Genomic DNA, 23,704 nt, shown 5'->3' with positions numbered 1-23,704 from the left:
CTACGTCGGTGAGGGATGACGTGAGCGACAACTCTGTAGTACTCCGGTACGCGGACGGTGAATACACCTACCCGGTGGTCGAGAGCACCGTCGGTGACCAGGGCTTCGACATCTCGAAGCTGCGGGCCCAGACCGGGCTCGTCACCTTGGACAGTGGTTACGGCAACACCGCGGCCTACAAGTCCGCGATCACCTACCTCGACGGTGAGCAGGGCATCCTGCGTTACCGCGGCTACCCGATCGAGCAGCTGGCCGAGCGTTCGACCTTCATCGAGGTCGCGTACCTGCTGATCAACGGCGAGCTGCCGACCGTCGACCAGCTCGCGTCGTTCCGCAACGAGATCACCCAGCACACGCTGCTGCACGAGGACGTGAAGCGCTTCTACGACGGCTTCCCGCGGGACGCGCACCCGATGGCGATGCTGTCCTCCGTGGTCAGCGCGCTGTCGACGTTCTACCAGGACAGCCACAACCCCTTCGACGAGACGCAGCGCAACCTCTCGACGATCCGGCTGCTGGCCAAGCTCCCGACGATCGCGGCCTACGCGTACAAGAAGTCGGTCGGCCACCCGGTGGTCTACCCGCGCAACGACCTCGGCTACGTCGAGAACTTCCTGCGCATGACCTTCTCCGTGCCGGCCCAGGAGTACGACCTGGACCCGGTCGTGGTCTCCGCGCTCGACAAGCTGCTGATCCTGCACGCGGACCACGAGCAGAACTGCTCGACCTCCACCGTGCGTCTGGTCGGTTCCTCGCAGGCGAACATGTTCGCCTCGATCTCCGCCGGCATCTCGGCCCTGTGGGGTCCGCTGCACGGTGGCGCCAACCAGTCCGTCCTCGAGATGCTGGAAGGCATCAAGAACGACGGCGGCGACGTCGACGCCTTCATCCGCAAGGTGAAGAACAAGGAGGACGGCGTCCGGCTCATGGGCTTCGGACACCGCGTCTACAAGAGCTTCGACCCCCGGGCGAAGATCATCAAGGCGGCGGCGCACGACGTCCTCTCGGCGCTCGGCAAGAGCGACGAGCTGCTCGACATCGCGCTCAAGCTGGAGGAGCACGCGCTGGCCGACGACTACTTCGTCGAGCGCAACCTCTACCCGAACGTGGACTTCTACACCGGTCTCATCTACCGGGCGATGGGCTTCCCCACCGAGATGTTCACCGTGCTCTTCGCGCTCGGCCGCCTTCCCGGCTGGATCGCCCAGTGGCACGAGATGATCAAGGAGCCGGGTTCCCGCATCGGTCGCCCGCGCCAGATCTACACCGGCGAGGTCCTGCGCGACTTCGTTCCCGTAGAGGCCCGCTGACCCGAGGCCTTCCCGTCGCGCGGCGTGCGGCCGCGCGGCGGTACCCCAGGTGTGCGAGAAGCGCCCCGCCGTCGATCCCCCCACGGGTCGACGGTCGGGGCGCTTCCCTTTTCCCCGAAACGGATTCCCCCCACGGGACCCGAGCCGGGGCGTCGGTGTGCCGGGACCCGTTCGTCCGGGAGGGCCGCTCAAAGCCTCCCGCGGGCACGTGTCCCGGCCGGCGGATACCCATGGAAACCCCCCAGGTCTCCATGAAACGTCCCCCAAGACGTTCTTGGTATCGCCCCATTAGACCCGCGGCGACCCCGGATGGTTACGTTGCGGTCACTGTGATCTGCGTCTCCTGTGAAGGAAGTGTGCGGACCGTGGGGAGGGAATCCATCAGCGGAAGGACCGCAACCGGAGGCTGTTGGTCACCACGAAGACCGAGGAGAAGGCCATCGCGGCCCCCGCGATCATCGGATTGAGCAGACCGGCGGCCGCCAGCGGCAGAGCCGCCACGTTGTACCCGAACGCCCAGAACAGGTTGCCCTTGATCGTGGCCAGGGTCCGGCGGGAGAGCCGGATCGCGTCGGCCGCGACCCGCAGGTCGCCCCGTACGAGGGTCAGGTCGCCCGCCTCGATGGCCGCGTCCGTACCGGTACCCATGGCCAGCCCCAGGTCGGCCTGGGCGAGGGCGGCCGCGTCGTTGACCCCGTCGCCGACCATGGCGACCGTACGGCCCTCGGCCTGGAGCCGGCGTACGACGTCCACCTTGTCCTGCGGGAGCACCTCGGCGATCACCTCGTCGATGCCCACCTCGCGGGCCACCGTCTCGGCGACGGCCCTGTGGTCACCGGTCAACAGGACCGGGGTGAGGCCCAGCGCCCGCAGCCCGGCGACCGCCTCGGCGCTGGTCTCCTTGACCGCGTCGGCCACGGTCAGCACCCCGCGCGCCGCCCCGTCCCAGGCCACCAGGACGGCGGTGCTGCCCGCGGCCTCGGCGGCCGCCTTGGCCGCGGCGAGTCCGGCCGGCAGCTCGATCGACCAGTCGGCCAGCAGCCGCTCGCGGCCCACCAGGACGGCGTGGCCGTCGACCACGCCCTGGACGCCGAGCCCGGCGACGTTCTCGAAGGACTCCGGTACGGGAAGGGCGCCCGCCCGCTGCGCCGCCCCGGTGGCCACGGCCCGGGCGATCGGGTGCTCCGAGGCGTGCTCCAGGGAACCGGCGAGGCGCAGGAGTTCGCGCTCGTCGACGCCCGCGGCGGTGAAGACCCCGTCGAGGGTCATCCGGCCGGTGGTGACCGTGCCGGTCTTGTCCAGGACGACGGTGTCCACGCGGCGGGTGGACTCCAGCACCTCGGGGCCCTTGATCAGGATGCCGAGCTGGGCGCCGCGCCCGGTGCCGACCATCAGGGCGGTCGGGGTGGCGAGGCCCAGGGCGCACGGGCAGGCGATGATCAGGACGGCCACGGCGGCGGTGAAGGCGGCAGTGGGGTCGTCGGTGATGAGCAGCCAGGTGATCCAGGTGCCGAGCGCGAGCGCCAGGACGACGGGCACGAAGATCCCGGAGATCTGATCGGCGAGGCGCTGCACCTCGGCCTTGCCGTTCTGCGCGTCCTCCACCATCTTCGCCATCCGGGCGAGCTGGGTATCGGCGCCGATCCGGGTGGCCTCGACGACCAGGCGTCCGGAGGTGTTGACGGTGGCTCCGGTGACGGAGTCGCCCGCGGTGACGTCGACCGGCACGGACTCGCCGGTCAGCATGGAGGCGTCCACGGCGGAGCTGCCCTCGACGACGGTGCCGTCGGTGGCGATCTTCTCGCCGGGGCGGACGACGAACCGGTCGCCGACCGCGAGCGCGCCCACCGGGATCCGCACCTCCTGGCCGGCGCGCAGGACGACGACGTCCTTGGCGCCCAGTTCCATCAGGGCCCGCAGGGCCGCGCCCGCCTTCCGCTTGGAGCGGGCCTCCAGGTAGCGGCCCAGCAGGATGAAGGAGACGACGCCGGCCGCCACCTCCAGGTAGATGGCGGAGGAGCCGTCGGTGCGGGAAACGCTGAAGTCGAAGCCGTGCCGCATGCCGGGCATGCCCGCGTGGCCGAAGAACAGGGCCCACAGTGACCATGCGAAGGCGGCCAGCGTGCCGACCGAGACCAGGGTGTCCATGGTGGCGGCGCCGTGCCGGGCGTTGGTCCAGGCGGCCTTGTGGAAGGGGAGGCCGCCCCAGACGACGACGGGGGCCGCGAGGGTGAGGGAGAGCCACTGCCAGTTGTCGAACTGGAGGGCGGGGACCATCGCCAGCAGGACGACGGGCAGGGCGAGCGTGACGGAGACCAGCAGTCGCTGCCGCAGTGCGGCGAGCACCGGGTCGGCGGCCGCTGCCCCGTCCCCGGTCCCTGCCGCTTCGGTGGCGGCGTCGGCTTCCGGGGCGGGCGGCGGCGGGGGCTCCTCGGCGGTGTAGCCGGTCTTCACGACGGTCGCGATCAGGTCGGCGACCCGGACGTCACCGGTGTAGGAGACGTGGGCCTTCTCGGTGGCGTAGTTCACCGTGGCCTCGACGCCGTCCATCCGGTTGAGCTTCTTCTCGATGCGGGCCGCGCAGGAGGCGCACGTCATCCCGCCGATCGAGAGTTCGACCGCCGTTATCGGTCCGTCGTGCACTGTGCTGCTGGTCATGTTCCGGCTCCAGGGGGATGGCCGGGCCGTACGGGACCAGTATGAGCTGGCCGGCACGGCCCGGCAGGGTTCCGCGGGTGCTGCCGCGGGTGCCGTACGGGAGGGTCGGGCCGCTCAGACCTGTCCGGCGAACTCGTAGCCGGCCTCGTCCACGGCGGCGCGGACGTCCTCGTCCGCGAGCGGGGCGGCGGAGACCACGGTGACCTCACCGGTCGCGGCGACGGCCTTGACCGTGCTGACGCCCGGCAGGGCGGAGATCTCGGTGGTCACCGCGCCCTCGCAGTGCCCGCAGGTCATGCCGGTCACCCGGTAGACGGTGGTGGTCTGGGTGTCCGTCTCGGCGGTCATGTCGTTCTCCTCTTCAGGGGCGTGTGCCGGTCACCGGGAGGGGTGGCCGATGGCTCCACCGTCCTCCCGACTCTTCGAGACTATACCCCTGGGGGGTATAAATGCGAGCGTCCGCTCCCAGTCTTTCGAACCGTGTGGGGAAACTGGCCGGTATGGGTGAACTGTACGTAAATGGCCGATATGGATCACTCGGGAAGCCGCGTCCTGATCATGGCCGCCGCCGTACTCGCCCCCCTGCTCGCCTACGGGGTGTCGCGCTGGCTGTCGGTTCCCCTGGTCATCTTCGAGATCCTGCTCGGCATCCTGATCGGCCCGGACGCGCTCGGCTGGGCCGGGACGGGCGAGGTGATCGACGTCTGCTCGGTGCCTTCGCGGCCGGACTGATCACGCGGCTGGTCCTGGAGGGGGCGGCGCCGGAGAGCAGCGGGACCGTGCTGTCGAAGGTGGAGGCCATGGGCTTCGGTTTCCTCGTACCGCTGTTCTTCGTGGTCACGGGGATCGAGTTCGATCTGCGGGCGCTGCTGTCGGGCGGGCGCCCGCTCCTGCTGCTGCCGGTCTTCCTGCTGCTGTTCCTGGTGGTGCGCGGGCTGCCGATCCGGCTGCTGGCGCCGCGCGACCTGGGGCGGCATGAGCGGTCGGCCCTGGTGCTGTTCGGGTCCACCGCGCTGCCGCTGGTGGTGGCCATCACGACGCTGGGTGTGGACGACGGGATGATGGCCCCGGGGGAGGCGGCGGCGCTGGTGGGGGCCGGGATGGTGTCCGTCCTGGTGTTCCCGCTGGTGGGGCTGCGGCTGCTGGCCCGCGGGCGGGGCCCGGAGGGCGCCGAGGCGGTGCGGGCCGGCCGCGCCGGGCGGGTCAGTGAGGGGGAGTCGTGGTGATCATCGGCTCCAGGTAGCGCAGCAGGACGGTCTTGAGCTCGGCGGTGTAGGCGGCGCGCTCGTCGCCCTCGTGGGCCAGGATCAGGTCGAGGGACGACTTGAAGATGCCCAGGATCATGTTCGAGGTGTGGGTGCGCTCGTGGGCCGTGGCCCCGGGGCAGAAGTCGCGCAGCACGGCGTCGATCCGGGTGAGCAGTCCTTCGTGCAGTTCCTCGTGCTCCTGGGCGATGCCGGGGACGCCGGTGCCGTGCATGAGGGCCCAGAAGGCCGGATTCTCGCAGTTGAAGGCGATGACCGGGTCGAGGACGGCGTCGAGCAGCTCGGGCAGGGGGCGCCGGAGGTTCTCGGGGCGGAAGGCCTGGCCGTGCGCCTCGTGCGCGCGCTGGAGCAGCTGGCCGCCGAGCTCGATCGCGATGGCCTCCTTGTTCGGGAAGTACTGGTAGAGGGTGCCAGGGGACACGCCTGCCTCGCGCGCGATGGCGTTGGTGCTGGCGGCGGCGTAGCCGGTACGGCAGAACACGCCGGCGGCGGCGGCCAGCAGTTGGGAGATCCGGCGTTCGCCGCGGGCCTGGCGGCGGCGCGGGGCGGTGGGCGTGGCGGTGGAGCTCTTGGTCCCCTTTTCGATGTTTTTGCCCGTGGGTGTCCCCGGCATGTCCAATCCCCTGCTTCCCGTGGGTGATTGACAAACGCGAGAGGTCGCTCGCATTCTTGGAAAACGCGAGTGAATGCTCGTGTTTGCCAGTCTAAGTGGCCTGGCAATCACGGTGAAGGGGACACCGAGTCATGTCCGAAGTCAAGAATCCGCCGTCCTTGCCGACGGACGGGGGGTGGGCCCGGTTCGTCACGGCCCGGCCGCGGCTCACGCTGCTGCTCGCCCTGCTGATCACGGCCCTGGCCGTGGTCGCGGGCGGCGGCGTCGCCGAGCGGCTGGGAAGCGGCGGCTGGGAGGACCCGGGCGCCCAGTCCACCTACGCCGCGCGGGCCCTGGAGCGCGAGTTCCCGCACTCCGAGCCCAACCTGCTCCTGCTCGTCGACGCCACGGCGGGCACCGCTGGAGTGGACGACCCCGCCGTCGCCGCCGAGGCCGAGCGGCTCACCACCGCCCTCGCCGCCGAACGGGGGGTCGTCGGCGTCGGCTCGTACTGGCGCACCCAACTGCCCATGCTGCGTTCCGAGGACGGTCGTCAGGCACTGATCGTCGCCCGCGTCCAGGGCGACGAGAAGACGGCCACCGCGACGCTGGAGCGCGTGGCCCCGCGCTACGAGGGCGAGCACGGCCCGGTGCGGGTGTCGCTCGGCGGCCCCGCCGCGGTGCAGCGCGAGGTCACCGAGACCATCCAGGAGGACCTGCTGCGCGCCGAGCTGATTGCGCTGCCGGTCACCCTCGTGCTGCTCGTCCTCGTCTTCGGCAGCGCGGTCGCGGCCCTGCTCCCGCTGGGCGTCGGCATCGTGGCCATCCTCGGCACCAATGCCGTCCTGCGCGGTCTCACCGAGCTCACCGACGTCTCCGTCTTCGCCCAGAACCTCACCACCGCACTCGGCCTCGGACTCGCCATCGACTACGCCCTGTTCATCGTCCGCAGGTTCCGCGAGGAACTGGCCGCTGGGCGCGACCCGGTGGCCGCCGTCGGGGCCACCCTGCGCACCGCCGGGCGCACCGTGCTGTTCTCGGCGCTCACCGTCGCCGTCTCGCTCTCGGCGATGCTCTTCTTCCCGATGTACTTCCTGCGCTCCTTCGCCTACGCCGGGGTCGCGGTGGTGCTGCTCGCCGCGGCCGCCGCGCTGATCCTGCTGCCGGCCGCACTGGTGCTCCTCGGCGAGCGAGTCAACGCCCTCGACCTGCGCCGGATGTGGCGGCGGGGCCGCCCGGGCGCCGCCGCGGCTGCGCCGACAGGCAGGGGCTGGGGGTGGACAGCCGCCCTCGTGATGCGACGCGCCCCGGTGTTCGCCGTGGCCACCACCGTGGGCCTGCTGCTCCTCGGACTGCCCTTCATCGGCGTCAAGTTCGGCACGGTCGACGACCGGCAGCTCCCGAAGGACGCTCCCTCCCATGTAGTGCAGGAGCAGATCCGGCACCACTTCCCGAACAGCCCCGGTGGCGGTCTCACCGTTCTCGTCGAGGGATCGCCCGCACCCGACCGCCTCGCGGCCTACCGCGACCGGCTGGCCGCCCTGCCCGGAGTGATCCGGGTCGACGGGCCGATCGGCTCCACGACGGGAGGCGCGTACTCCTCCCTCTCGGTCGCCGTGGAGGGCGAGAGCGTGGGGGAGCGGGCCCAGGACCTGGTCGGCGAGGTCCGCGCCGTGGACCCCGGCTTCAAGGCCTCGGTGACCGGGCAGGCGGCCGTCCTCGTGGACGCCCAGAAGGCCATCGCGGGCGCCCTGCCCGCGGCGGCGGCCCTGGTGGTCCTGGCCACGCTGCTGCTGGTGTTCCTGCTCACCGGAAGCCTGCTGATACCCCTGCAGGCGGTCCTGCTCAATGCCCTCAGCCTGACCGCGATGTTCGGGGCGGTGGTGTGGGTGTTCCAGGAGGGCCACCTCTCGGGGTTCCTCTCCTTCACCGCCACCGGTGACATAGAGACCACCCTGCCGGTGCTGATGTTCTGCATCGCCTTCGGGCTCTCCATGGACTACGGGGTGTTCCTCATATCCCGTATCAAGGAGGAGTACGACCGGACCGGCGACCACGAGAGCGCCGTCCGGACGGGGCTGGCCCGCACCGGCGGGCTGATCACCGCAGCCGCCGTGATCCTGGCAGTGGTGATGGTGGCCATCGGTACCTCCCGGGTGACCAACACCAAGATGCTGGGGCTCGGGATCGCGCTGGCGGTCCTGATGGACGCCATGGTCGTCCGCAGCCTTCTGGTCCCGGCGGTGATGAAGCTGACCGGCCGGGCCACCTGGTGGGCGCCCGCCCCGCTGCGCCGGCTGCACGAGAGGTTCGGCCTGAGCGAGGGGGAGCCCGCGACCCCGAGGCCGGAGGCGGACCGGATACCCGTCGGGGCCGGGGCCTAGACGCCGACGCGGTGCCGGGTTGGGGGGACCCGGGGGGCGGGTCCCCCCACCCGGCACCGCGGAGGTCAGTCCTCGCGGCGGCCCCGGTTCCCGGGCCGGCGGGCCACCCAGGCACGCACGGTGTCGGCGTACCAGTAGGGCTTGCCCCCTTCCACGTGGTCGGGGGCGGGGAGCAGCCCGTGCTTGCGATAGGAGCGCACGGTGTCCGGCTGGACCCGGATGTGGGCAGCGATCTCCTTGTACGACCACAGCTGTCGGTCGCTCATGCTGGACACCTCCTTGTCCACGCCGCGGGGCCGGCCGGGAGGCCGTCGGGGAGCCGGCGCGTGGACACTGACGATCACTCGGGTTCTGCCCGGGGAACGACGCGGAGTGAGGGCAGGGGAGGGCCTGTTGACCGCCTGTGACGGAAGACCCGCGTAATGCGGACATGCGTGACAGAACGGGGACCCCTGTGACAAGGGAGCCACAGGGGCCCGGTGTGGAAGGAGGGGGGCGGGCGTCAGCCGTACAGGGGAGGGCGTTCCGCCAGTTCCACCGCGGTCCGTACGCCGCTGCGCGCAGCTGCGATCCCGGCCTCGGAGACGGCGGCCGCCGCGTAGCCGTCCCAGGCGTCGGGCCCCGCCACCCGGCCGCGCCCGGCCGCCGCCACCCAGCTGCGAAGCTGCCGGTCGTAGGCGTCGGCGAAGCGCACCGTGAAGTCCTGGTCGATCGCGCCGCCCCAGTGGCCCGCCGACTGCACCACCATGGCGTGGCCGTCGCCGATCCGGGCACTGCCCGCCTCGCCGACCGCTTCGCACTGCACCTGGTAGCCGAAACCGCAGTTGACGAAGATCTCCACATCGACGACGACGCCGCCGGAGGTCTCCAGCAGCACCAGCCGGGGATCGCTCAGCCCCTCGGGAGCGGCCGCCGAGGGCCGGGGGGAGAGCACGGTGACAGCGATGATCTCCTGCCCCAGCAACCAGCGGGCCGCGTCCACCTCGTGCACCACCGAGTCGCTGATCAGCATGTCGCTCGTGAAGAACGACGGCGAGGAGGCGTTGCGGTGCCGGCAGTGCAGGAAGAGCGGGCGCCCGATCCCGTCCGCGTCCAGCAGGTGCTTCAGCCGTTCGTACTCGGGGTCGTACCGCCGCATGAAGCCCACCTGCACCAGGCGCCGCCCGAGCCGCTGCTCGGCCTCCATGACGCGCAGTGCCCCCGCAGGGTCCGGGGTCAGCGGCTTCTCGCACAGCACCGGCAGTTCCCGCTCCAGCGCGTGCAGGATCGCCTCCTCGTGGGCGGGCCCGGGCGAGGCGATCAGGACGGCCTCGACCCCGGGCGCGGCTATCGCGGCCGCCGGGTCGGTGTGCGCCGTCGCCCCGTCCAGGGTGCCCGCGACCTCCTTGACCCGGTCCCCGTCCGGGTCGGCCACGGCCACCACGCGGGCCCCGCCGACCGTCCGCCCGATCCGGCGCACGTGGTCGGCGCCCATCTTCCCGGTGCCGATGACGGCGATGCCGAGCGTGCTCATGTCGTACTCCTCTTTCTTCCGAAGGGTCAGCGGGCGCCGCAGGAGCGGAGGTAGGCGCGGGTCCGCCGGGCGATCGGCAGCGGCCGGTCGGGCGGACAGGGGTACATGTCCTGCTCCACGATGGCGAAGAGGTCCACGTCCAGACGCTGGGCGGCCGCGAGCACCGGCTCCAGCGCGGGCACCCCCGAGGGCGGTTCGCACATCACCCCACGGCCCACCGCCGGCCCGAAGGGCAGCCCCTCGGCGACCACTTCGGCGAGGATCCGCGGATCCACCTGCTTGAGGTGGAGGTAGCCGATCCGTTCGGCGAAGGCCTCGATCGCCCGGACGCTGTCGCCGCCGCAGTACGCGTAGTGCCCCGTGTCCAGGCACAGGGAGACGAGGGCGGGGTCGGTGGCGTCCAGGAAGCGGGCCACGTTCTCAGGCGTGTCGATGTGGGTGTCGGCGTGCGGATGGACGACGATCCGCAGCCCGTACCGGTCCAGGACCTCCCGGCCGAGGCGCTCGGTCTGGGAGGCCAGTTCACGCCATTGGGCGGGCGTGAGGGTGCGGTCCTCCAGCACCTCGCCGGTCTTGTCGTCCCGCCAGAAGGAGGGGATGACGACGAGATGGGCCGCGCCCATGGCCCGGGTGAGCGCCGCGATCCGCGACACGTGCTCCCAGGTGTCCTCCCACACGGCGGGCCCGTGATGGAGTCCGGTGAAGACGGTTCCGGCCGAGACGCGCAACCCGCGCTTGGCCGTTTCCTCGGTGAGGCGGGCGGGATCGGTGGGCAGATAGCCGTAGGGCCCGAGCTCGATCCACTCGTACCCGGCGTCGGCGACCTCGTCGAGGAACCGTTCCCAGGGGGTCTGCCGGGGATCGTCGGGAAACCAGACACCCCAGGAGTCCGGGGCCGAACCGATGCGGATACGGGTCAACGCGGGCGGGGAGGACGTCATAACGGCCACCTTAGGGTGGAGGACCAACGGGAGGACTGACTGTGACCGGCATCGGCGATCCGCTCGCCTTCGACCTGATCACGATGGGCCGGATCGGGGTGGATCTCTACCCGCTGACGACCGGCATTCCACTGGCCGAGGCGGAGACCTTCGGCAAGTTCCTCGGCGGCTCCCCGACCAACGTGGCCGTCGCGGCCGCCCGGCTGGGCCGGCGGGTGGCAGTGATCACCCGCACCGGCGCGGACCCCTTCGGCGGGTACCTGCGCGCCGAGCTGCGGCGGTTCGGGGTGGACGAACGGTGGGTTTCCGAGGTCCCCGGGCTGCCGACTCCCGTCACCTTCTGCGAGATCTTCCCGCCGGACCATTTCCCGCTGTACTTCTACCGGTTGCCGAAGGCCCCGGACCTGGAGATCGCGGTGGACGAGGTGGACCTGGCGGCGGTACGGGCCGCCCGCGTGTTCTGGATGACGGGCACGGGCCTGAGCGAGGAGCCCTCGCGGGCGGCGACACTGGCGGCGCTGGAGGCCCGCGCGCGGACCGGGACGACGGTCTTCGACCTGGACTGGCGGCCGATGCTGTGGCGGGAGAAGCCCGAGCCGTTCTACGAGCGGGCCCTGCGGTCCGCGACGGTGGCCGTGGGCAACGTGGAGGAGTGCGCGATCGCCACGGGCGAGTCGGACCCGTACGAGGCCGCGCGGGCGCTGCTCGCGGCGGGCGTGGAACTGGCGGTCGTCAAGCGCGGACCGCAGGGCGTGCTGGCGGTCCACCGCGACGGGACGGTAGCGGAGGTGGCACCGGTTCCGGTGGAGGTGGTCAACGGGCTGGGCGCGGGGGACGCGTTCGGCGGGGCGCTGTGCCACGGGCTGCTGGCGGGGTGGGAACTGGAGACGGTGATGCGGTACGCGAACGCGGCCGGGGCGATCGTCGCCTCGCGGCTGGCGTGTGCGGTGGCGATGCCGTTCGCGGACGAGGTGGAGGAGTTGGTGGGGCGTGCCGGTGGTGTCTGAGTGGCGGATGGAATGGACGAGGCTGACGGTCCTCGACCTGGCCCCGGGGGAGGTGTACGCGCACCCGTGCGGGGAATCGGAGTGGATCGTGCTCCCGTTGTCGGGCGCGTGCGAGGTCCGCTGCCGGGCGGTGCCCGGACCCGCGCCTCACACGCCGGCGGGGCTGAATGGGCCGGGCTCGGCCCCGAATTCTGCGGCTCGAACGGGGCGTCAGCCAGAAACATCCCCGCCGGCGTTCGAGGCGCGGGGGTTCGGGGGCAGCGCCCCCGCAGCGGAGCCGCAGGTGTTCGAACTTCATGGGCGGACGGGGGTGTTTCGTGGGCCCACCGACTTCGCGTACGTCCCGAGGGACGCGCACGCGGAGATCCGCTCGGCCGCCGGCGGACGGTTCGCACTCGTCGGGGCCCGCTGCGAGCGGCGGCTCCCCGCCAGGTACGGCCCGGCCGAAGACGTCCCCGTTGAGCTCCGCGGCGCCGGCCACTGCTCCCGCCAGGTCAACAACTTCGCCGCCGCGGACACCTTCCCCGCCGACCGCCTGATCGCCGTCGAGGTGCTCACCCCCGGCGGGAACTGGTCCTCGTACCCGCCCCACAAGCACGACGAGCACCACCCCGGCGAGGAGTCCCGCCTGGAGGAGATCTACTACTTCGAGATCGCCCCGCACGGGGACACCCCCGGGCTCGGCTACCAGCGCGTCACCCCCTCCCCGGCCGGGAAGACCGACATCCTCACCGAGGTGCGCACCGGGGACGCGGTCCTGATCCCCGACGGCTGGCACGGTCCGTCCATCGCCGCCCCCGGACACGACATGTACTACCTGAACGTGATGGCCGGCCCGGGCGCGACCCGGGAGTGGCTGATCCGGGACCACCCCGACCACGGCTGGATCCGCGGCAGCTGGGACGACCAGGACATCGACCCCCGGCTCCCCTTCCCGTCCCACCACCGAGCGGAGGACCCCCGGTGAGGCTCACCGTCGCGCAGGCGCTCGTCCGCTTCCTGTCCCGCCAGTACACCGAGCGCGACGGGCACCGGCACCGGCTGATCGCCGCCACCTGGGGGATCTTCGGGCACGGGAACGTGGCGGGGATCGGCCAGGCCCTGCTGGAGAGCGGGCCGCAGGCCATGCCCTTCCTCCAGGGCCGCAACGAGCAGGCCATGGTGCACGCCGCCGTCGGGTACGCCCGCCAGTGCGGCCGGCTCTCCGCGCACGCCGTCACCACCTCCATCGGGCCCGGCGCCACCAACCTCGTCACCGGCGCCGCCCTCGCCACCATCAACCGGATCCCGGTGCTCCTGCTCCCGGGGGACACCTTCGCCACCCGGCCCGCCGACCCCGTGCTCCAGCAGCTGGAGGTTCCGTACGCCGGGGACATCTCCGTCAACGACGCCCTGCGGCCCGTCTCCCGCTTCTTCGACCGGATCGCCAGGCCCGAGGCCCTGATCCCGGCCGCGCTCCAGGCCGTACGGGTGCTCACCGACCCCGTGCAGACCGGCGCCGTCACCCTCGCGCTGCCGCAGGACGTGCAGGCGCAGGCGTACGACTGGCCCGAGGAGTTCTTCGCCGAGCGGGTGTGGGGGGTGCGCCGGCCGCGGCCCGACCGGCACGAGCTGGCCCGGGCCGCCGAGGCCGTACGGGGCTCCGCGCGCCCGCTGATCGTCGCCGGCGGCGGGATCCGGCACAGCGAGGCCCGCGCGGCCCTGGCCGCCTTCGCGGAGGCCACGGGGATCCCGGTGGCCGTCACCCAGGCGGGCAAGGGCGTCCTGCCGTACGGGCACCCCGCCGACGTGGGCGGGGTCGGCCACACCGGTACCTCCACCGCCGCCCGGCTCGCCCGGGAGGCCGACCTCGTCATCGCCGCCGGGACCCGGCTGACCGACTTCACCACCGCCTCCGCGACCCTCTTCCAGCACCCGGCCGTCCGGTTCGTCGGCCTCAACCTCGACCCGTACGACGCCCACAAACTCGCCGCCCTGCCCCTGGTCGCCGACGCCCGCGAGGGGCTCGAAGAACTGCGGGGCGCCCTCGCCGGCCACCGCACGGACCCGTCGTACGGGGCGCGGTACGCGGCGGAGCGGGCCCGCTGGGAGAGCCGCGTCGAGCGGGCGTACGCCGTCGGCGAGGCGGACGAGGACGCCCCGCCGACCCAGGCCCAGGTGCTCGGGCTGCTCGACGCCCTCGTCGACGACACCGACATCCTGATCAACGCGGCCGGATCCCTCCCCGGCGACCTGCACAAGATGTGGCGGGCCCGGTCGCAGGACCAGTACCACGTGGAGTACGGGTACTCCTGCATGGGCTACGAGATCCCCGCGGCCATCGGGGTGGCGCTGGCCGCCCCCGGCCAGCCGGTGTGGGCGCTGGTCGGCGACGGGACGTACCTGATGAATCCGACCGAGATCGTCACGGCCGTCCAGGAAGGGCTCCCGATCCGGGTGGTCATCCTCGACAACCACGGCTACGCCTCCATCGGCGGCCTGTCGGGGGCGGTGGGCGGCGAGGGCTTCGGTACCGCCTACCGCTTCCGGGCGCCCGACTCCGGATATACGGGGGACCCCCTTCCGGTGGACCTCGCGGCCAACGCGGCCTCCCTCGGGATGGCCGTGATCCGCGCCCGCACCACGCGTGACCTGCGCGAAGCCCTCGCCGAGGCCCGTTCGGCGACGCGCCCCACATGTGTCTACGTACAGACCCGAACGCCCGACACTGTGTCGGGCCCACCCCCGGCACAGGCGTGGTGGGATGTTCCTGTGGCCGAGACCGCGACCCGCAAGGCCGCCGCCACGGCCCGTGAAGAGTACGACCGGCAAGCCGCGCAGCGACGTCGCCATCTGTGAAGGAGCAAGGCATGAAGACCGTCAACCACTGGATCGGTGGCAAGACCGTCGAGGGCGCGTCGGGCAACTACGGCCCGGTCACCGACCCGGCCACCGGCGAGGTCACCACGCAGGTCGCGCTCGCCTCGGCCGACGAGGTCGACGCGGCCGTACAGGTCGCCAAGGAGGCCTACCTCAGCTGGGGGCAGTCCTCGCTGGCCGCCCGCACCAAGGTGCTGTTCGCCTACCGCGCCCTGCTGGACGCCAACCGCGACGCCATCGCCGCCCTGATCACCGCCGAGCACGGCAAGGTCCACTCGGACGCGCTGGGCGAGGTCGCCCGCGGCCTGGAGATCGTCGAGCTGGCCTGCGGCATCACCACGCAGCTCAAGGGCGAGCTGTCCACGTCGGTCTCCAACCGGGTGGACGTCTCCTCGATCCGCCAGCCGCTGGGCGTCGTCGTGGGCATCACCCCCTTCAACTTCCCCGCGATGGTCCCGATGTGGATGTTCCCGCTGGCCGTGGCCTGCGGAAACACCTTCATTCTCAAGCCGAGCGAGAAGGACCCGTCGGCCGCCAACAAGCTTGCCGAGCTGGCGAGCGAGGCCGGTCTGCCGGCCGGCGTGCTGAACGTGGTCCACGGCGACAAGGTGGCCGTGGACGCGCTGCTCGCCCACCCCGGCATCGCGGCCGTCTCCTTCGTCGGCTCGACCCCCATCGCCCGCCACATCCACACCACCGCCTCGGCCAACGGCAAGCGCGTCCAGGCCCTGGGCGGCGCCAAGAACCACATGCTGGTGCTGCCGGACGCCGACCTGGACGCCGCCGCCGACGCGGCCGTCTCCGCGGCCTACGGCTCGGCCGGTGAGCGCTGCATGGCGATCTCCGCCGTGGTGGCCGTCGGCGCGATCGGCGACGAGCTCGTCGAGAAGATCCGCGAGCGCGCCGAGAAGATCAAGATCGGCCCCGGAAACGACCCGACCTCCGAGATGGGCCCGCTGATCACGGCCGCCCACCGCGACAAGGTCGCCTCGTACGTGAAGGGCGCGGCCGACCAGGGCGCGGAGGTCGTCCTCGACGGCACCGGCTTCACGGTCGAGGGCAACGAGAAGGGCCACTGGATCGGCCTGTCCCTGCTGGACCGCGTGAAGACCGACTCCGACGCCTACCGCGACGAGATCTTCGGACCGGTGCTGTGCGTGCTGCGCGCCGAGACCTACGAGGAGGGCGTGGCCCTCATCAACGCCTCGCCGTTCGGCAACGGCACCGCGATCTTCACCCGCGACGGCGGCGCCGCGCGCCGCTTCCAGCTGGAGATCGAGGCCGGCATGGTCGGCGTCAACGTCCCGATCCCGGTGCCGGTGGGCTACCACTCCTTCGGTGGCTGGAAGGACTCGCTCTTCGGCGACCACCACATCTACGGCAACGACGGCATCCACTTCTACACCCGCGGCAAGGTCGTCACGACCCGCTGGCCGGACCCGGCCGAGGGCCACGTCGGCGTGGACCTGGGCTTCCCCCGCAACCACTGACCGACCCCGTAGGTCCGACTCGCCCCCCGCAACCCTCACCGCGGGGGGCGAGTTCCGTTTCCCGGCCGCCGTCAGAACCTCGACCACACGTCGGCCGCGGCGTGGGCGCCCCAGACCACGTCGCCGTGGCCGTAGCCGGGGACCACGGTGAAGGACACCCGCTCGTTGCCGCCCGCACGGATCAGCTCCGCGCCGCGCGGCCGGTCGCCCCGGCCCAGCTCGGCGTTGACCCAGGCCACCTCGGCGCGGATCCGGTCCCAGGCGATCCCGTACAGCTCGTCGTCGCCCGCCCAGACCGCGGCGAGGTCCCGCATCAGGGCGGTCGGGACGAGGCCGCTGCCGAGGGCGGCGGTGGCCGCGTGCCAGACGTCCAGCGGGGTGTGGGTCAGCGCGAACCGGTCCTCGGCGGGAGTGGGGCCGAAGGCGTGGCTCCCGGCACTGTGCCCCTGGACGTAGATCCAGTTCGCCGGGCCGGGGAGGGCGGCCGTACGGGTCAGCGCGTAGTGGGCGAGTCCCGCGTGGGTGAACCGCCGGGACGGGTCCGGCGGCCAGGGCACCGGCGAAACGCCGTCCGGATCGGCCACCGCCTTCGCGACCGCCGCCGCGAGCCCCGGATCGACAGTGGTGACGCCCTGCGCGAGCTGGGTGGCGTACCCGTCCCGCGTCGCGGCGGCCCGCAGTGCCAGGTCGCCCGTGTACGGGCCGGTCGTGTCCAGGGCCACCACCCGGCGCAGCCGCGGCGAGGTGTCGTGCGAGGCCGCGTCCAGGGCGAGGGCCGCCCCGGCGGAGTGCCCCGCGTAGGTGTAGGGCAGCCCCAGTACGGAATCCAGCGCGCCCACGACCGAGGCCAGGTCCCGGCGGTGCGCCGCGAGCCCCCACTCGGCGGTGATGTCGGCCGCGGTGGCGGCGTCCTCGCGCGGGGTGACCCCGACGACGAGCAGCCCCCGGCGGCGCAGTGCGTGGGCGAGGTTGCCGCGGCCCGGGCCGCCCGGGGTGAAGAACTCCGCCGCGAAGTTCAGCCCGCCGCCGGGCAGCAGGTAGACGATCCCCTGCGGGGCCCGCACGGTGTCCGCGATCACGTCCACCGTGACGGGGGCGGGGCCGCCGTCGTCGAGCGGGAGGGTGAGGCGGATCCAGCCGTTGCCGGGCAGGTAGGCGGCGGTGCCGGTGCCCAGGGCGCGCTCGATGCGGGTCAGCAGCCCCGTGCCCTTCCCCGCGTCGTCGTGCCGTTGTTCCATTGCAGGTGCCCCCCTCGCGACGGTGAGGCCGAATACCGTCACCCGGGGACACCTTCGCCGGTCAGCGGGTTCCAGCCAAGTCCGGGACGGGTTCCTGATGTTCGCCCTGCGCGTGATGGCGCCGGCGCAGGGCCCACACCGTGGCGCCCGCGCCCGCCAGCACCAGGAGCAGGCCGACGGCCGGCCAGGGCACGGCGATGAAGTCCGTCGCGGACTCCGAGACCAGATCGGGGTGGGCCGCCGCTCCGGCCGTGACCTTGACGGTCACCCAGTCCGACTGGGGCGCGTCCGGCCACGGTTCGGTCAGCTCGATCCGCCGGCCCGGCAGCAGGGACAGCTTCAGCTCGCGGGCGGGCCGGTTCAGCACCTCGCGCCCGAACAACCCCTCGGCGGAGACCGCCACCGTGGGCTCGACGACCACGTTGCCCCGGTTGACCAGCGCGTACGACACGGTGGCGCGGGCGTTCTCGACCCAGGGCAGCAGCGGCGCCGACCGGGTGACCCGTACGTCCTCCACGCTCAGCCCCGCCGTGACGGGTCCCGGAACCCGGAAGTACAGCCGGGCGCCCACCGAGCGCTTCACCCCGACCTGGACCTTGCCCTCCTTCTGCACGCCCTCCACGGCGGTGCCCAGCGCGACGATCCCGCCGACGTGGTCACCGGGCGTCGCGTCCGCCGGCACCCTCACGGTGAACGGGATGTCCTTGCGGCCCTTGGCGGGCACGGTGACGGTGCTCGCGGCCTCCGGCGCCAGGGCGATCCACGCGCCGACGTCCTTGGGCTTCGTCTCCACCGGCAGCAACGCGAAGGCGCCGCCCGCCGGGGTGTTCACGGCATCGGTGGCGAAGACCTGGAAGGTCAGTTCCCGGTCGGAGGAGTTCAGGATCGTCACGCTGTCGCCGAGCGTGCTCCCGGCCGCGCCCTGGTGGAAGAAGTACGCGCGGTCGGTCATGGCCGCACCGGCCGCGGGCGTCGGGAACACCCCCCACGTGCCGTTGTCCGCGGCCGTCGCCACGGTGGCCGGCAGCAGGCCAGCGCCGAGCAGCAGGCCGAGGAGCAGACCGTACAGGAGGGTGCGGGTGCGGCTACGGGTGCGGCTACGGGGGTGCATGGGCGGTCTCCAGTCGGCACGGAAAGGGGAGAGGGGTGGTGCGGCGCCGGAGCGCCGCACCACCCCGGGTCGAGCGGGCCGTACGGGTCAGGCGATCGAGAAGGTCACGACCGTCTGGTAGGTGTCGGCGAACATGAAGGGCGGGAGCTGGATCATTCCGGCGCCGCCGACGGCGAACTCACCACCGGTCAGCTCGTCCCCGCCGGCGGCCTGGGAGGCCACCTTCATCGGGACGTCGGAGATCGCGCCGGGGGTGCCCGCGGTGCAGGTGGACGGGCTGTCCGGGTTGGTCACGGTGCAGGACGGCTGGATGCCGATCTGCGCCTTCGCCATCGAGTGGCCGGTGGTCTGGTTCAGGAACGGCGTACGCGTCGCCGTCACGTCCCAGCCGAGCGAGCCGCCGCGGAAGTCCTGGACGGTCGCGGCGTTGAAGACGCCGACCACCGACTGGGCCTTGCCGTTGATGGTGACCGCGCCGAAGCTGACGGCCGGCTGGCCGTCCTTGGGGCCGAGGGCCAGCGGTCCGGGCAGGACCTCGACGTCGACCGGGTTCTTCACACCGGCCTGCTCCTCCAGGAAGACGAAGGCCTTGTACGGCGTGATCGAACCGTCGATCCGGATCGCGTCGGCCTTCTTGGTGACCGTGATGTTGCAGGTGGCGGCGCCCGACGCGTCCGCCGTGCCGGTACCGGTGTCACCGGTCGCCGTCCCCGCGAGCAGGGCGGAGCAGGCGACGGGTCCGGCCGGGAAGTTTGCGCCGGTCACGGCGACGGCGGTGCCCGCCGGGCCGCTGTTGGGCGTCAGCTTCGTGGTGACCGGGTCCTTGGGCAGGGCCTCGACCGCGACCGATCCGAGCGAGGCGCTCGGGCGGGGGGCCGGGGTGCAGGTGGTGGTGAAGATCGAACCGGAGAGGTCCGCATCGGTCACCGCCAGGTCGAGGGCGACCTGGACCGTGGTGCCCTCGGTGCCGTCCGGGATCCTGATCGTTCCGGAGAACGCCTTGGGGTCGAGCGGCTGCCCGGCCACGACGGAGACGGTCTCCGGCGGGCTGGTGACCACCTGGGTGGTGGTCCCGACCTTGAGGGTGATCTTGGAGGTGTTCACCGTGGTGACGGAGAACGAGGGGATCAGGGGGCTCGCACCCGGGTCGATCGTGATCGGGACGACGTCGCCGGCCTTGGCGCCGTCGGGCAGCGTGACCGTGTAGTTCTGGTTGCCCGAGCCGTCCGGCTGCGGCGCCGGGGCGTCGCAGTTCTCGAAGACAGCCGTGGTCTTGGTCGCGGCCTGCGCGGATCCCGTCAGGGCCACCACGCCGCCCGTCAGGGCCAGAGACAGGGCTCCCGCCCCGGCCAGCACTCTTCGTCTGAGCATTCTCGTACTCACTGGGTCGCGACTCCTTCGTCATGACGAACCCCTCCCCCCACCCGCTGTGTGGGGGAGGCCGAGCCGGTGCGGTGGCCGATATTGACGCGTCGCCGTGATGAGAAGTCAATGACTTGCTTTCGCCCGAAGCACACAGAAATTGATGGGCCATCAGGGAGAGTCTGATGGCCCATCGGATACCGACTGGTCGGGGTGGGCGGGAAGGGGCGGTGCCGGGCGTCGCGGGCCCGGCAGGTTCCGGGAAGGGCGACCTAGCGGGCGGTGGGGGTGTGGAGCAGCCGGTTGGGGGTGCCGGCGGGGAGGCCGGTGATCCGGTCGGGCACGGCGCTGTGCAGCAGCTCCTGGGACACCTGCGCCGGGGTGCGCGCCGTACCGCGCGCCAGGACGAGGGCGGCGACGCCGGCCACGTGAGGGGAGGCCATCGAGGTGCCGGAGGCGCGGGCCGTGGCGGTGGCGGAGTTCTTCCAGGCCGAGGTGATGCCCACGCCGGGCGCCGACAGGTCCACGCAGCGGCCGTGGTTGGAGAACGGCGCCCGCCGGTCCCGGGCGTCGGTCGCGCCGACCGTGATGGCCTGGGGGACGGCGGCCGGCGATCCGGAACAGGCGTCCCGGCCGTCGTTCCCGGCGGCCACGGTGAAGGTGATCCCGGAGGCGACGGCCCGGGTCACCGCCGCGTCGAGAGCGTGGCTGCGACTGCCACCGATGCTCATGTTGGCCACGGCCGGGGTGGCAGGAGCCCTGGCGGCGTCCTTCACCACCCAGTCGAGACCCTTGAGCATGGCCGACAGGGCAGCATCGCCACGGCAGTCGGCCACCTTCACGCCGACGAGCGAGACCCCCTTGGCGACCCCGTACGTCTGCCCGCCCACGGTCGCCGCGACGTGCGTGCCGTGGCCGTTGCAGTCGCGGGAGCTGCCGAGGAACACCGCGTTGTAGCCGTTGCGGGCGCGGCCGTCGAATTCCACGTGCCCGGTGTTGATGCCGGTGTCGATGACGTAGACGGTGACGCCCTCGGCCCGGGTGGGGTACGTGTACGAGCCGTCGAGCGGGAGTTCGCGCTGGTCGATGCGGTCCAGGGACCAGGGCGCGGGTGCCTGCGGCTGGGTCCGAGGCGGCGTGTCGGAGGTGCCGGTGGTGCCAGTGGTGTCGGTGGTGCTGGTGGTGTCCGCGGTGCCTAGGGGGTCGGTGGTGTCCATGGTGTGGAACTCCGCGTCCGGCTCCACGGAGGCCACCCGTGGGTCGGCGGCCAGGGCGGCGGCCCGGGCGGCCGTGGTGCGGACGGCGAAGCCGTTCAGGGCGGCTTCGTAGACGGGCCCGACCTCGTCCCCGGCGGCGACGGCCTCGGCGGCCAGCGCGCGGGTCGGGGCGCGCGAGGTGGTGTCCTTGAGGACGACGACGTAAGGGGCTGTGGCGTCGGGGCCGGGAGCCGAGGGGGAGCCGGTGACGGTGGCTGCGAGCAGGGCGGCGGCGGGCAGGAGCACGGCGAATGCGGTCATGCGGCCGATGCTCTGCGAGCGGCGCTGCGGGCGCGCGGAGGGTGCGCCGAGTGGGCGCACGACACGCCGCCGTCCGGGCGGATCCACGCCCGATGTCGACCGGCGGACGCCCCGCCGGCGGATCGCTCCGTCAGGCCGCGCGCCAGACCGTCATGTCGGCCGACACCATGGCCGGCAGGTTGGACAGGTCCGAGGTCGCCTTGATCGTGATCACGAAGAGCGCGATGTCCCCCGACGGGTGCTTGAGGCAGAACTCGCTGCCGGCCGCCGCCAGGTGCAGGGACTGACTCTTCGCGGTGGCGCCATCGAGGGCGGTGCGGCAGGAGTCGAGGGAGCCGTTCGGCCTGCCCCGCAGCATGGTGATCACACTGGTGCTGCTCACCAGCGAGCACTCGTAGTCTCCGCATTCCAGCCGGATGTCCCCCACGCGGTCGGCGTGCTGCACCGGCTCCTGGATGCCGATCGAGTTGTCATCCTCCAGGCGCAGCATCGGGTAGGGAATCGCCTTCGGCGGGCCGCCGCTGGGGCTGGGGCTGGGGCTGGGGCTCTGTGCGGACGGGGTGGGTCCCGGGGCCGGGGTACCGATCGCCGAGCGGGCCGCCCCGGCCGGGCTTCGCTCGCCCGTCGGGGCGTGCGCAGCGTCGCGCGCCCGGTCCGCCGCCCTGTCGAAGACCAGCCAGCCCGAGCCCAGCATCAGGGTGACGGTCAGCAGCGACGTGACCGTGACCAGTGTGTTGCGCCACCGGCGCTTGCGCCGCTGCTCCGGTGTTTCCGGCGCCGGCCGCTGCGGGGGCTGCCATACCTGGCGCATCGTGTCCGCGGAGAGGGGAGCGCGGGCGGGCGCCGCGGCGGCGGGTACCCGGCCGGGCGTCCAGGGGAGGCCGGGAGCGGGCGCCGGGGCCGGCTCCTGCGATATCGGCTCGGGAGTCGGTTCCGGATCCGGGACCGGTTCAGGTTCGGGTTCAGGGACGGTCGGTTCGGGGCCGGTCACCTCCCGCCAGAGGGCCGGTCCGCTGTCCGCGTCGAGGTCCTCGCCCATCAGCTGCCGGCAGGCCGCCACGATCTCCGCGGGGGTGGCCCGCTCCTGCGGGTCGGCGGCCAGGCACCGGGCGATCAGCGGACGCAGCTCCTGCGGCAGCCGGGTCAGGTCGGGCTCGGAGTGGACGATCCGGTAGAGCACCAATGCGGAGGGGCCGGTGCCGTACAGCGGTTCGCCCAGTGCGGCGTACGCCGCCGTCTGTCCCAGCGCGAAGACGTCGGCGGCTGCCGTGACCTCGCCCGCGGACGCCTGCTCGGGGGCCATGTACTGGGGCGTGCCGATGGTGGCGCCCGTGGTGGTGTGCGCGGTGGTGTCGGAGGCCAGGGAGATGCCGAAGTCGATGACACGGGGCCCGTCGGCGGCCAGGAGCACGTTCGACGGCTTCATGTCCCGGTGCACGATGCCCGCGGCGTGGATCGCCTGGAGGGCCTCGGCCACACCCGCCATCAGCCACAGCACGGCGGGCACGGGCAGCGGTCCGCGCCGGGCCACGGCCTGCGACAGCGAGGGCCCGGGCACGTACAGGGTGGCCAGCCAGGGCGGCGTCCCGTCCGCGTCGGCGTCGATCAGCTCGGCCGTGTACGCGCCCCGGACCCGTCGGGCGGCCTCCACCTCGCGACGGAACCGCCGCCGGAACGCCGGATCCTCGGCCAGTTCCGGCCGTACGACCTTGATGGCCACCGGCCGGCCGCCCTGGGTGTGCGACAGGTAGACCCGGCCCATGCCACCCGCGCCGAGCCGGGCCGCGATGCGGTAACCGGCCACGGTAGACGGATCGTCCGCCCGCAGTGGCTCGAACACCTCGGTGGTGTTGTGCATGGCCCTCTCCCGATCCCCCGATCCCCCGACCAACCTACGAGTTGATCCGCGCTCACCCTAAGCTCCGGGCGGGGCGCGGAGGCTGGCGGGGAGGCCGTGCGGGGAGGGGACCGTCCGGGCTACGGAGCGAGGGGCCAGCCGCGCATCGAGAAGACTCCCTCGTCGCGCGCGCCGGCCGAGGTGTAGGTGGCCAGGGCGGCCTCGTTGTCGGTGTCGACCCCCACCCACATGCCGTAACAACCGCGCGCCTTCGCCTCCTCGGCGAGGGCCAGGGTCAGGTCGCGGCCGATGCCGCGGCGGCGGTACCCCTCGTCCACGGAGAGCTCGTACAGGCACATCTCGGTGCCCTTGTCGGGGTGGCTCATCTCGATGCCGGAGACCATCCCGGCGGGCACGCCGTCGACGTAGGCGATGAGCATCACGTGGCCCGGGGCGGCGAGGAACCGCTCGGACCACTCCGTGCGGGCGGGCCCGTCGAAGAGGGATTCGGCGGCCGAGAGCTCGGCGGGGGTGACGGCCCGGCGGATGTCCATGGCGGTCACGATAGTGCGCACATGACGGATGGTCAGCCGATATGCGGCACGGCGTGGCGGGCAGCG

General features: G+C 72.6%; 19 protein-coding genes and 1 pseudogene. 8 read left to right on the top strand and 12 right to left on the bottom strand.

All coding sequences use genetic code 11. From position 1 onward, the window contains the following. Positions 1 to 20 precede the first annotated feature (20 nt). Positions 21 to 1,310: a citrate synthase gene (locus tag IE257_RS03775; RefSeq protein ID WP_052871576.1), complete on the top strand. Its 1,290-nt coding sequence runs from the start codon at positions 21 to 23 to the stop codon at positions 1,308 to 1,310. Between the two features lie 381 nt (positions 1,311 to 1,691). Here IE257_RS03775 and IE257_RS03770 read toward each other — a convergent pair whose 3' ends face one another. Together IE257_RS03770 and IE257_RS03765 are read right to left on the bottom strand one after the other, a co-directional pair. Then, positions 1,692 to 3,968, bottom strand: coding sequence for a heavy metal translocating P-type ATPase (locus tag IE257_RS03770; protein WP_189964524.1), 2,277 nt, complete (start codon positions 3,966 to 3,968; stop codon positions 1,692 to 1,694). Between the two features lie 114 nt (positions 3,969 to 4,082). Continuing rightward, positions 4,083 to 4,316: a heavy-metal-associated domain-containing protein gene (locus IE257_RS03765; RefSeq protein WP_030384770.1), complete on the bottom strand. Its 234-nt coding sequence runs from the start codon at positions 4,314 to 4,316 to the stop codon at positions 4,083 to 4,085. 180 nt (positions 4,317 to 4,496) lie between these two features. Here IE257_RS03765 and IE257_RS39280 point away from each other — a divergent pair, with 180 nt between their 5' ends. Both IE257_RS39280 and IE257_RS03760 read left to right on the top strand, forming a co-directional pair. Further along, the gene (locus IE257_RS39280) at positions 4,497 to 4,700 is read left to right on the top strand and encodes a hypothetical protein (RefSeq protein WP_372453115.1); all 204 of its coding nucleotides are present in this window, start codon (positions 4,497 to 4,499) and stop codon (positions 4,698 to 4,700) included. Next, a pseudogene (locus tag IE257_RS03760) lies at positions 4,673 to 5,194 on the top strand (cation:proton antiporter domain-containing protein); the annotation flags it as partial. The gene IE257_RS39280 and the pseudogene IE257_RS03760, both read left to right, overlap by 28 nt. Here IE257_RS03760 and IE257_RS03755 read toward each other — a convergent pair. Continuing rightward, positions 5,172 to 5,846, bottom strand: a complete 675-nt coding sequence (locus IE257_RS03755; RefSeq protein ID WP_189964522.1) for a TetR/AcrR family transcriptional regulator — start codon at positions 5,844 to 5,846, stop codon at positions 5,172 to 5,174. The pseudogene IE257_RS03760 and the gene IE257_RS03755 overlap by 23 nt on opposite strands. Before the next feature lie 131 nt (positions 5,847 to 5,977). On the opposite strand from IE257_RS03755, the gene IE257_RS03750 reads away from it, so the two are divergent. Further along, positions 5,978 to 8,209, top strand: coding sequence for an MMPL family transporter (locus tag IE257_RS03750; protein ID WP_189964520.1), 2,232 nt, complete (start codon positions 5,978 to 5,980; stop codon positions 8,207 to 8,209). 65 nt (positions 8,210 to 8,274) lie between these two features. Here the strand turns inward: IE257_RS03750 and IE257_RS03745 are convergent, their stop codons facing one another. From IE257_RS03745 to IE257_RS03735, 3 genes are all read right to left on the bottom strand, one after another. Beyond that, positions 8,275 to 8,475, bottom strand: coding sequence for a helix-turn-helix transcriptional regulator (locus tag IE257_RS03745; protein ID WP_030384769.1), 201 nt, complete (start codon positions 8,473 to 8,475; stop codon positions 8,275 to 8,277). 236 nt (positions 8,476 to 8,711) lie between these two features. Next, positions 8,712 to 9,722, bottom strand: a complete 1,011-nt coding sequence (locus IE257_RS03740; protein ID WP_189964518.1) for a Gfo/Idh/MocA family protein — start codon at positions 9,720 to 9,722, stop codon at positions 8,712 to 8,714. Positions 9,723 to 9,748: 26 nt separating this feature from the next. Further along, the gene (locus IE257_RS03735; RefSeq protein ID WP_189964516.1) at positions 9,749 to 10,663 is read right to left on the bottom strand and encodes a sugar phosphate isomerase/epimerase family protein; all 915 of its coding nucleotides are present in this window, start codon (positions 10,661 to 10,663) and stop codon (positions 9,749 to 9,751) included. A 41-nt stretch (positions 10,664 to 10,704) separates the two neighbouring features. Here IE257_RS03735 and iolC point away from each other — a divergent pair, with 41 nt between their 5' ends. The 4 genes from iolC to IE257_RS03715 are packed head-to-tail and all read left to right on the top strand — an operon-like array spanning position 10,705 to position 16,019. Then, positions 10,705 to 11,670, top strand: coding sequence for a 5-dehydro-2-deoxygluconokinase (iolC, locus tag IE257_RS03730; protein ID WP_372453113.1), 966 nt, complete (start codon positions 10,705 to 10,707; stop codon positions 11,668 to 11,670). Positions 11,671 to 11,677: 7 nt separating this feature from the next. Next, complete coding sequence (iolB, locus tag IE257_RS03725) at positions 11,678 to 12,637, top strand: 5-deoxy-glucuronate isomerase (RefSeq protein WP_189964800.1); 960 nt, start codon at positions 11,678 to 11,680, stop codon at positions 12,635 to 12,637. Further along, positions 12,634 to 14,508, top strand: coding sequence for a 3D-(3,5/4)-trihydroxycyclohexane-1,2-dione acylhydrolase (decyclizing) (iolD, locus tag IE257_RS03720; RefSeq protein ID WP_189964514.1), 1,875 nt, complete (start codon positions 12,634 to 12,636; stop codon positions 14,506 to 14,508). The genes iolB and iolD overlap by 4 nt, the downstream gene beginning before the upstream one ends. A gap of 11 nt (positions 14,509 to 14,519) precedes the next feature. Further along, on the top strand, positions 14,520 to 16,019 hold the full coding sequence (locus tag IE257_RS03715) for a CoA-acylating methylmalonate-semialdehyde dehydrogenase (protein ID WP_189964512.1): 1,500 nt from the start codon (positions 14,520 to 14,522) through the stop codon (positions 16,017 to 16,019). A gap of 71 nt (positions 16,020 to 16,090) precedes the next feature. On the opposite strand, the gene IE257_RS03710 is transcribed toward IE257_RS03715, so the two are convergent. From IE257_RS03710 to IE257_RS03685, 6 genes are all read right to left on the bottom strand, one after another. Further along, positions 16,091 to 17,257, bottom strand: coding sequence for a hypothetical protein (locus IE257_RS03710; RefSeq protein ID WP_189964511.1), 1,167 nt, complete (start codon positions 17,255 to 17,257; stop codon positions 16,091 to 16,093). Positions 17,258 to 17,318: 61 nt separating this feature from the next. Further along, the gene (locus tag IE257_RS03705; RefSeq protein WP_189964509.1) at positions 17,319 to 18,368 is read right to left on the bottom strand and encodes a WxL protein peptidoglycan domain-containing protein; all 1,050 of its coding nucleotides are present in this window, start codon (positions 18,366 to 18,368) and stop codon (positions 17,319 to 17,321) included. Between the two features lie 87 nt (positions 18,369 to 18,455). Continuing rightward, entirely contained in the window at positions 18,456 to 19,739 is a 1,284-nt protein-coding gene (locus IE257_RS03700; protein ID WP_189964506.1) for a hypothetical protein, read from the bottom strand. 263 nt (positions 19,740 to 20,002) lie between these two features. After that, on the bottom strand, positions 20,003 to 21,247 hold the full coding sequence (locus tag IE257_RS03695; RefSeq protein WP_229920083.1) for a S8 family peptidase: 1,245 nt from the start codon (positions 21,245 to 21,247) through the stop codon (positions 20,003 to 20,005). Positions 21,248 to 21,377: 130 nt separating this feature from the next. Next, on the bottom strand, positions 21,378 to 23,105 hold the full coding sequence (locus tag IE257_RS03690) for a serine/threonine-protein kinase (RefSeq protein WP_189964502.1): 1,728 nt from the start codon (positions 23,103 to 23,105) through the stop codon (positions 21,378 to 21,380). 119 nt (positions 23,106 to 23,224) lie between these two features. Next, positions 23,225 to 23,674 (bottom strand): GNAT family N-acetyltransferase, encoded by a 450-nt coding sequence (locus IE257_RS03685; RefSeq protein WP_372453175.1) that lies wholly within the window; start codon positions 23,672 to 23,674, stop codon positions 23,225 to 23,227. Between the last annotated feature and the right edge of the window lie 30 nt (positions 23,675 to 23,704).

Origin of the sequence: Streptomyces avidinii, assembly GCF_014650695.1 — a bacterium.
Lineage (GTDB): Bacteria > Actinomycetota > Actinomycetes > Streptomycetales > Streptomycetaceae > Streptomyces > Streptomyces avidinii.
This window is presented reverse-complemented; position numbering and strand designations above follow the sequence as displayed.

Excerpts from the sequence above, each read along its gene's own strand:
- IE257_RS03770 (WP_189964524.1), bottom strand. The coding sequence starts at position 3,968 with ATGACCAGCAGCACAGTGCACGACGGACCGATAACGGCGGTCGAACTC.
- IE257_RS03765 (WP_030384770.1), bottom strand. The coding sequence starts at position 4,316 with ATGACCGCCGAGACGGACACCCAGACCACCACCGTCTACCGGGTGACC.
- IE257_RS39280 (WP_372453115.1), top strand. The coding sequence starts at position 4,497 with ATGGATCACTCGGGAAGCCGCGTCCTGATCATGGCCGCCGCCGTACTC.
- IE257_RS03755 (WP_189964522.1), bottom strand. The coding sequence starts at position 5,846 with ATGCCGGGGACACCCACGGGCAAAAACATCGAAAAGGGGACCAAGAGC.
- IE257_RS03750 (WP_189964520.1), top strand. The coding sequence starts at position 5,978 with ATGTCCGAAGTCAAGAATCCGCCGTCCTTGCCGACGGACGGGGGGTGG.
- IE257_RS03745 (WP_030384769.1), bottom strand. The coding sequence starts at position 8,475 with ATGAGCGACCGACAGCTGTGGTCGTACAAGGAGATCGCTGCCCACATC.
- IE257_RS03740 (WP_189964518.1), bottom strand. The coding sequence starts at position 9,722 with ATGAGCACGCTCGGCATCGCCGTCATCGGCACCGGGAAGATGGGCGCC.
- IE257_RS03735 (WP_189964516.1), bottom strand. The coding sequence starts at position 10,663 with ATGACGTCCTCCCCGCCCGCGTTGACCCGTATCCGCATCGGTTCGGCC.
- iolB (WP_189964800.1), top strand. The coding sequence starts at position 11,678 with ATGGAATGGACGAGGCTGACGGTCCTCGACCTGGCCCCGGGGGAGGTG.
- IE257_RS03715 (WP_189964512.1), top strand. The coding sequence starts at position 14,520 with ATGAAGACCGTCAACCACTGGATCGGTGGCAAGACCGTCGAGGGCGCG.
- IE257_RS03710 (WP_189964511.1), bottom strand. The coding sequence starts at position 17,257 with ATGGAACAACGGCACGACGACGCGGGGAAGGGCACGGGGCTGCTGACC.
- IE257_RS03705 (WP_189964509.1), bottom strand. The coding sequence starts at position 18,368 with ATGCACCCCCGTAGCCGCACCCGTAGCCGCACCCGCACCCTCCTGTAC.
- IE257_RS03700 (WP_189964506.1), bottom strand. The coding sequence starts at position 19,739 with ATGCTCAGACGAAGAGTGCTGGCCGGGGCGGGAGCCCTGTCTCTGGCC.
- IE257_RS03695 (WP_229920083.1), bottom strand. The coding sequence starts at position 21,247 with ATGACCGCATTCGCCGTGCTCCTGCCCGCCGCCGCCCTGCTCGCAGCC.
- IE257_RS03690 (WP_189964502.1), bottom strand. The coding sequence starts at position 23,105 with ATGCACAACACCACCGAGGTGTTCGAGCCACTGCGGGCGGACGATCCG.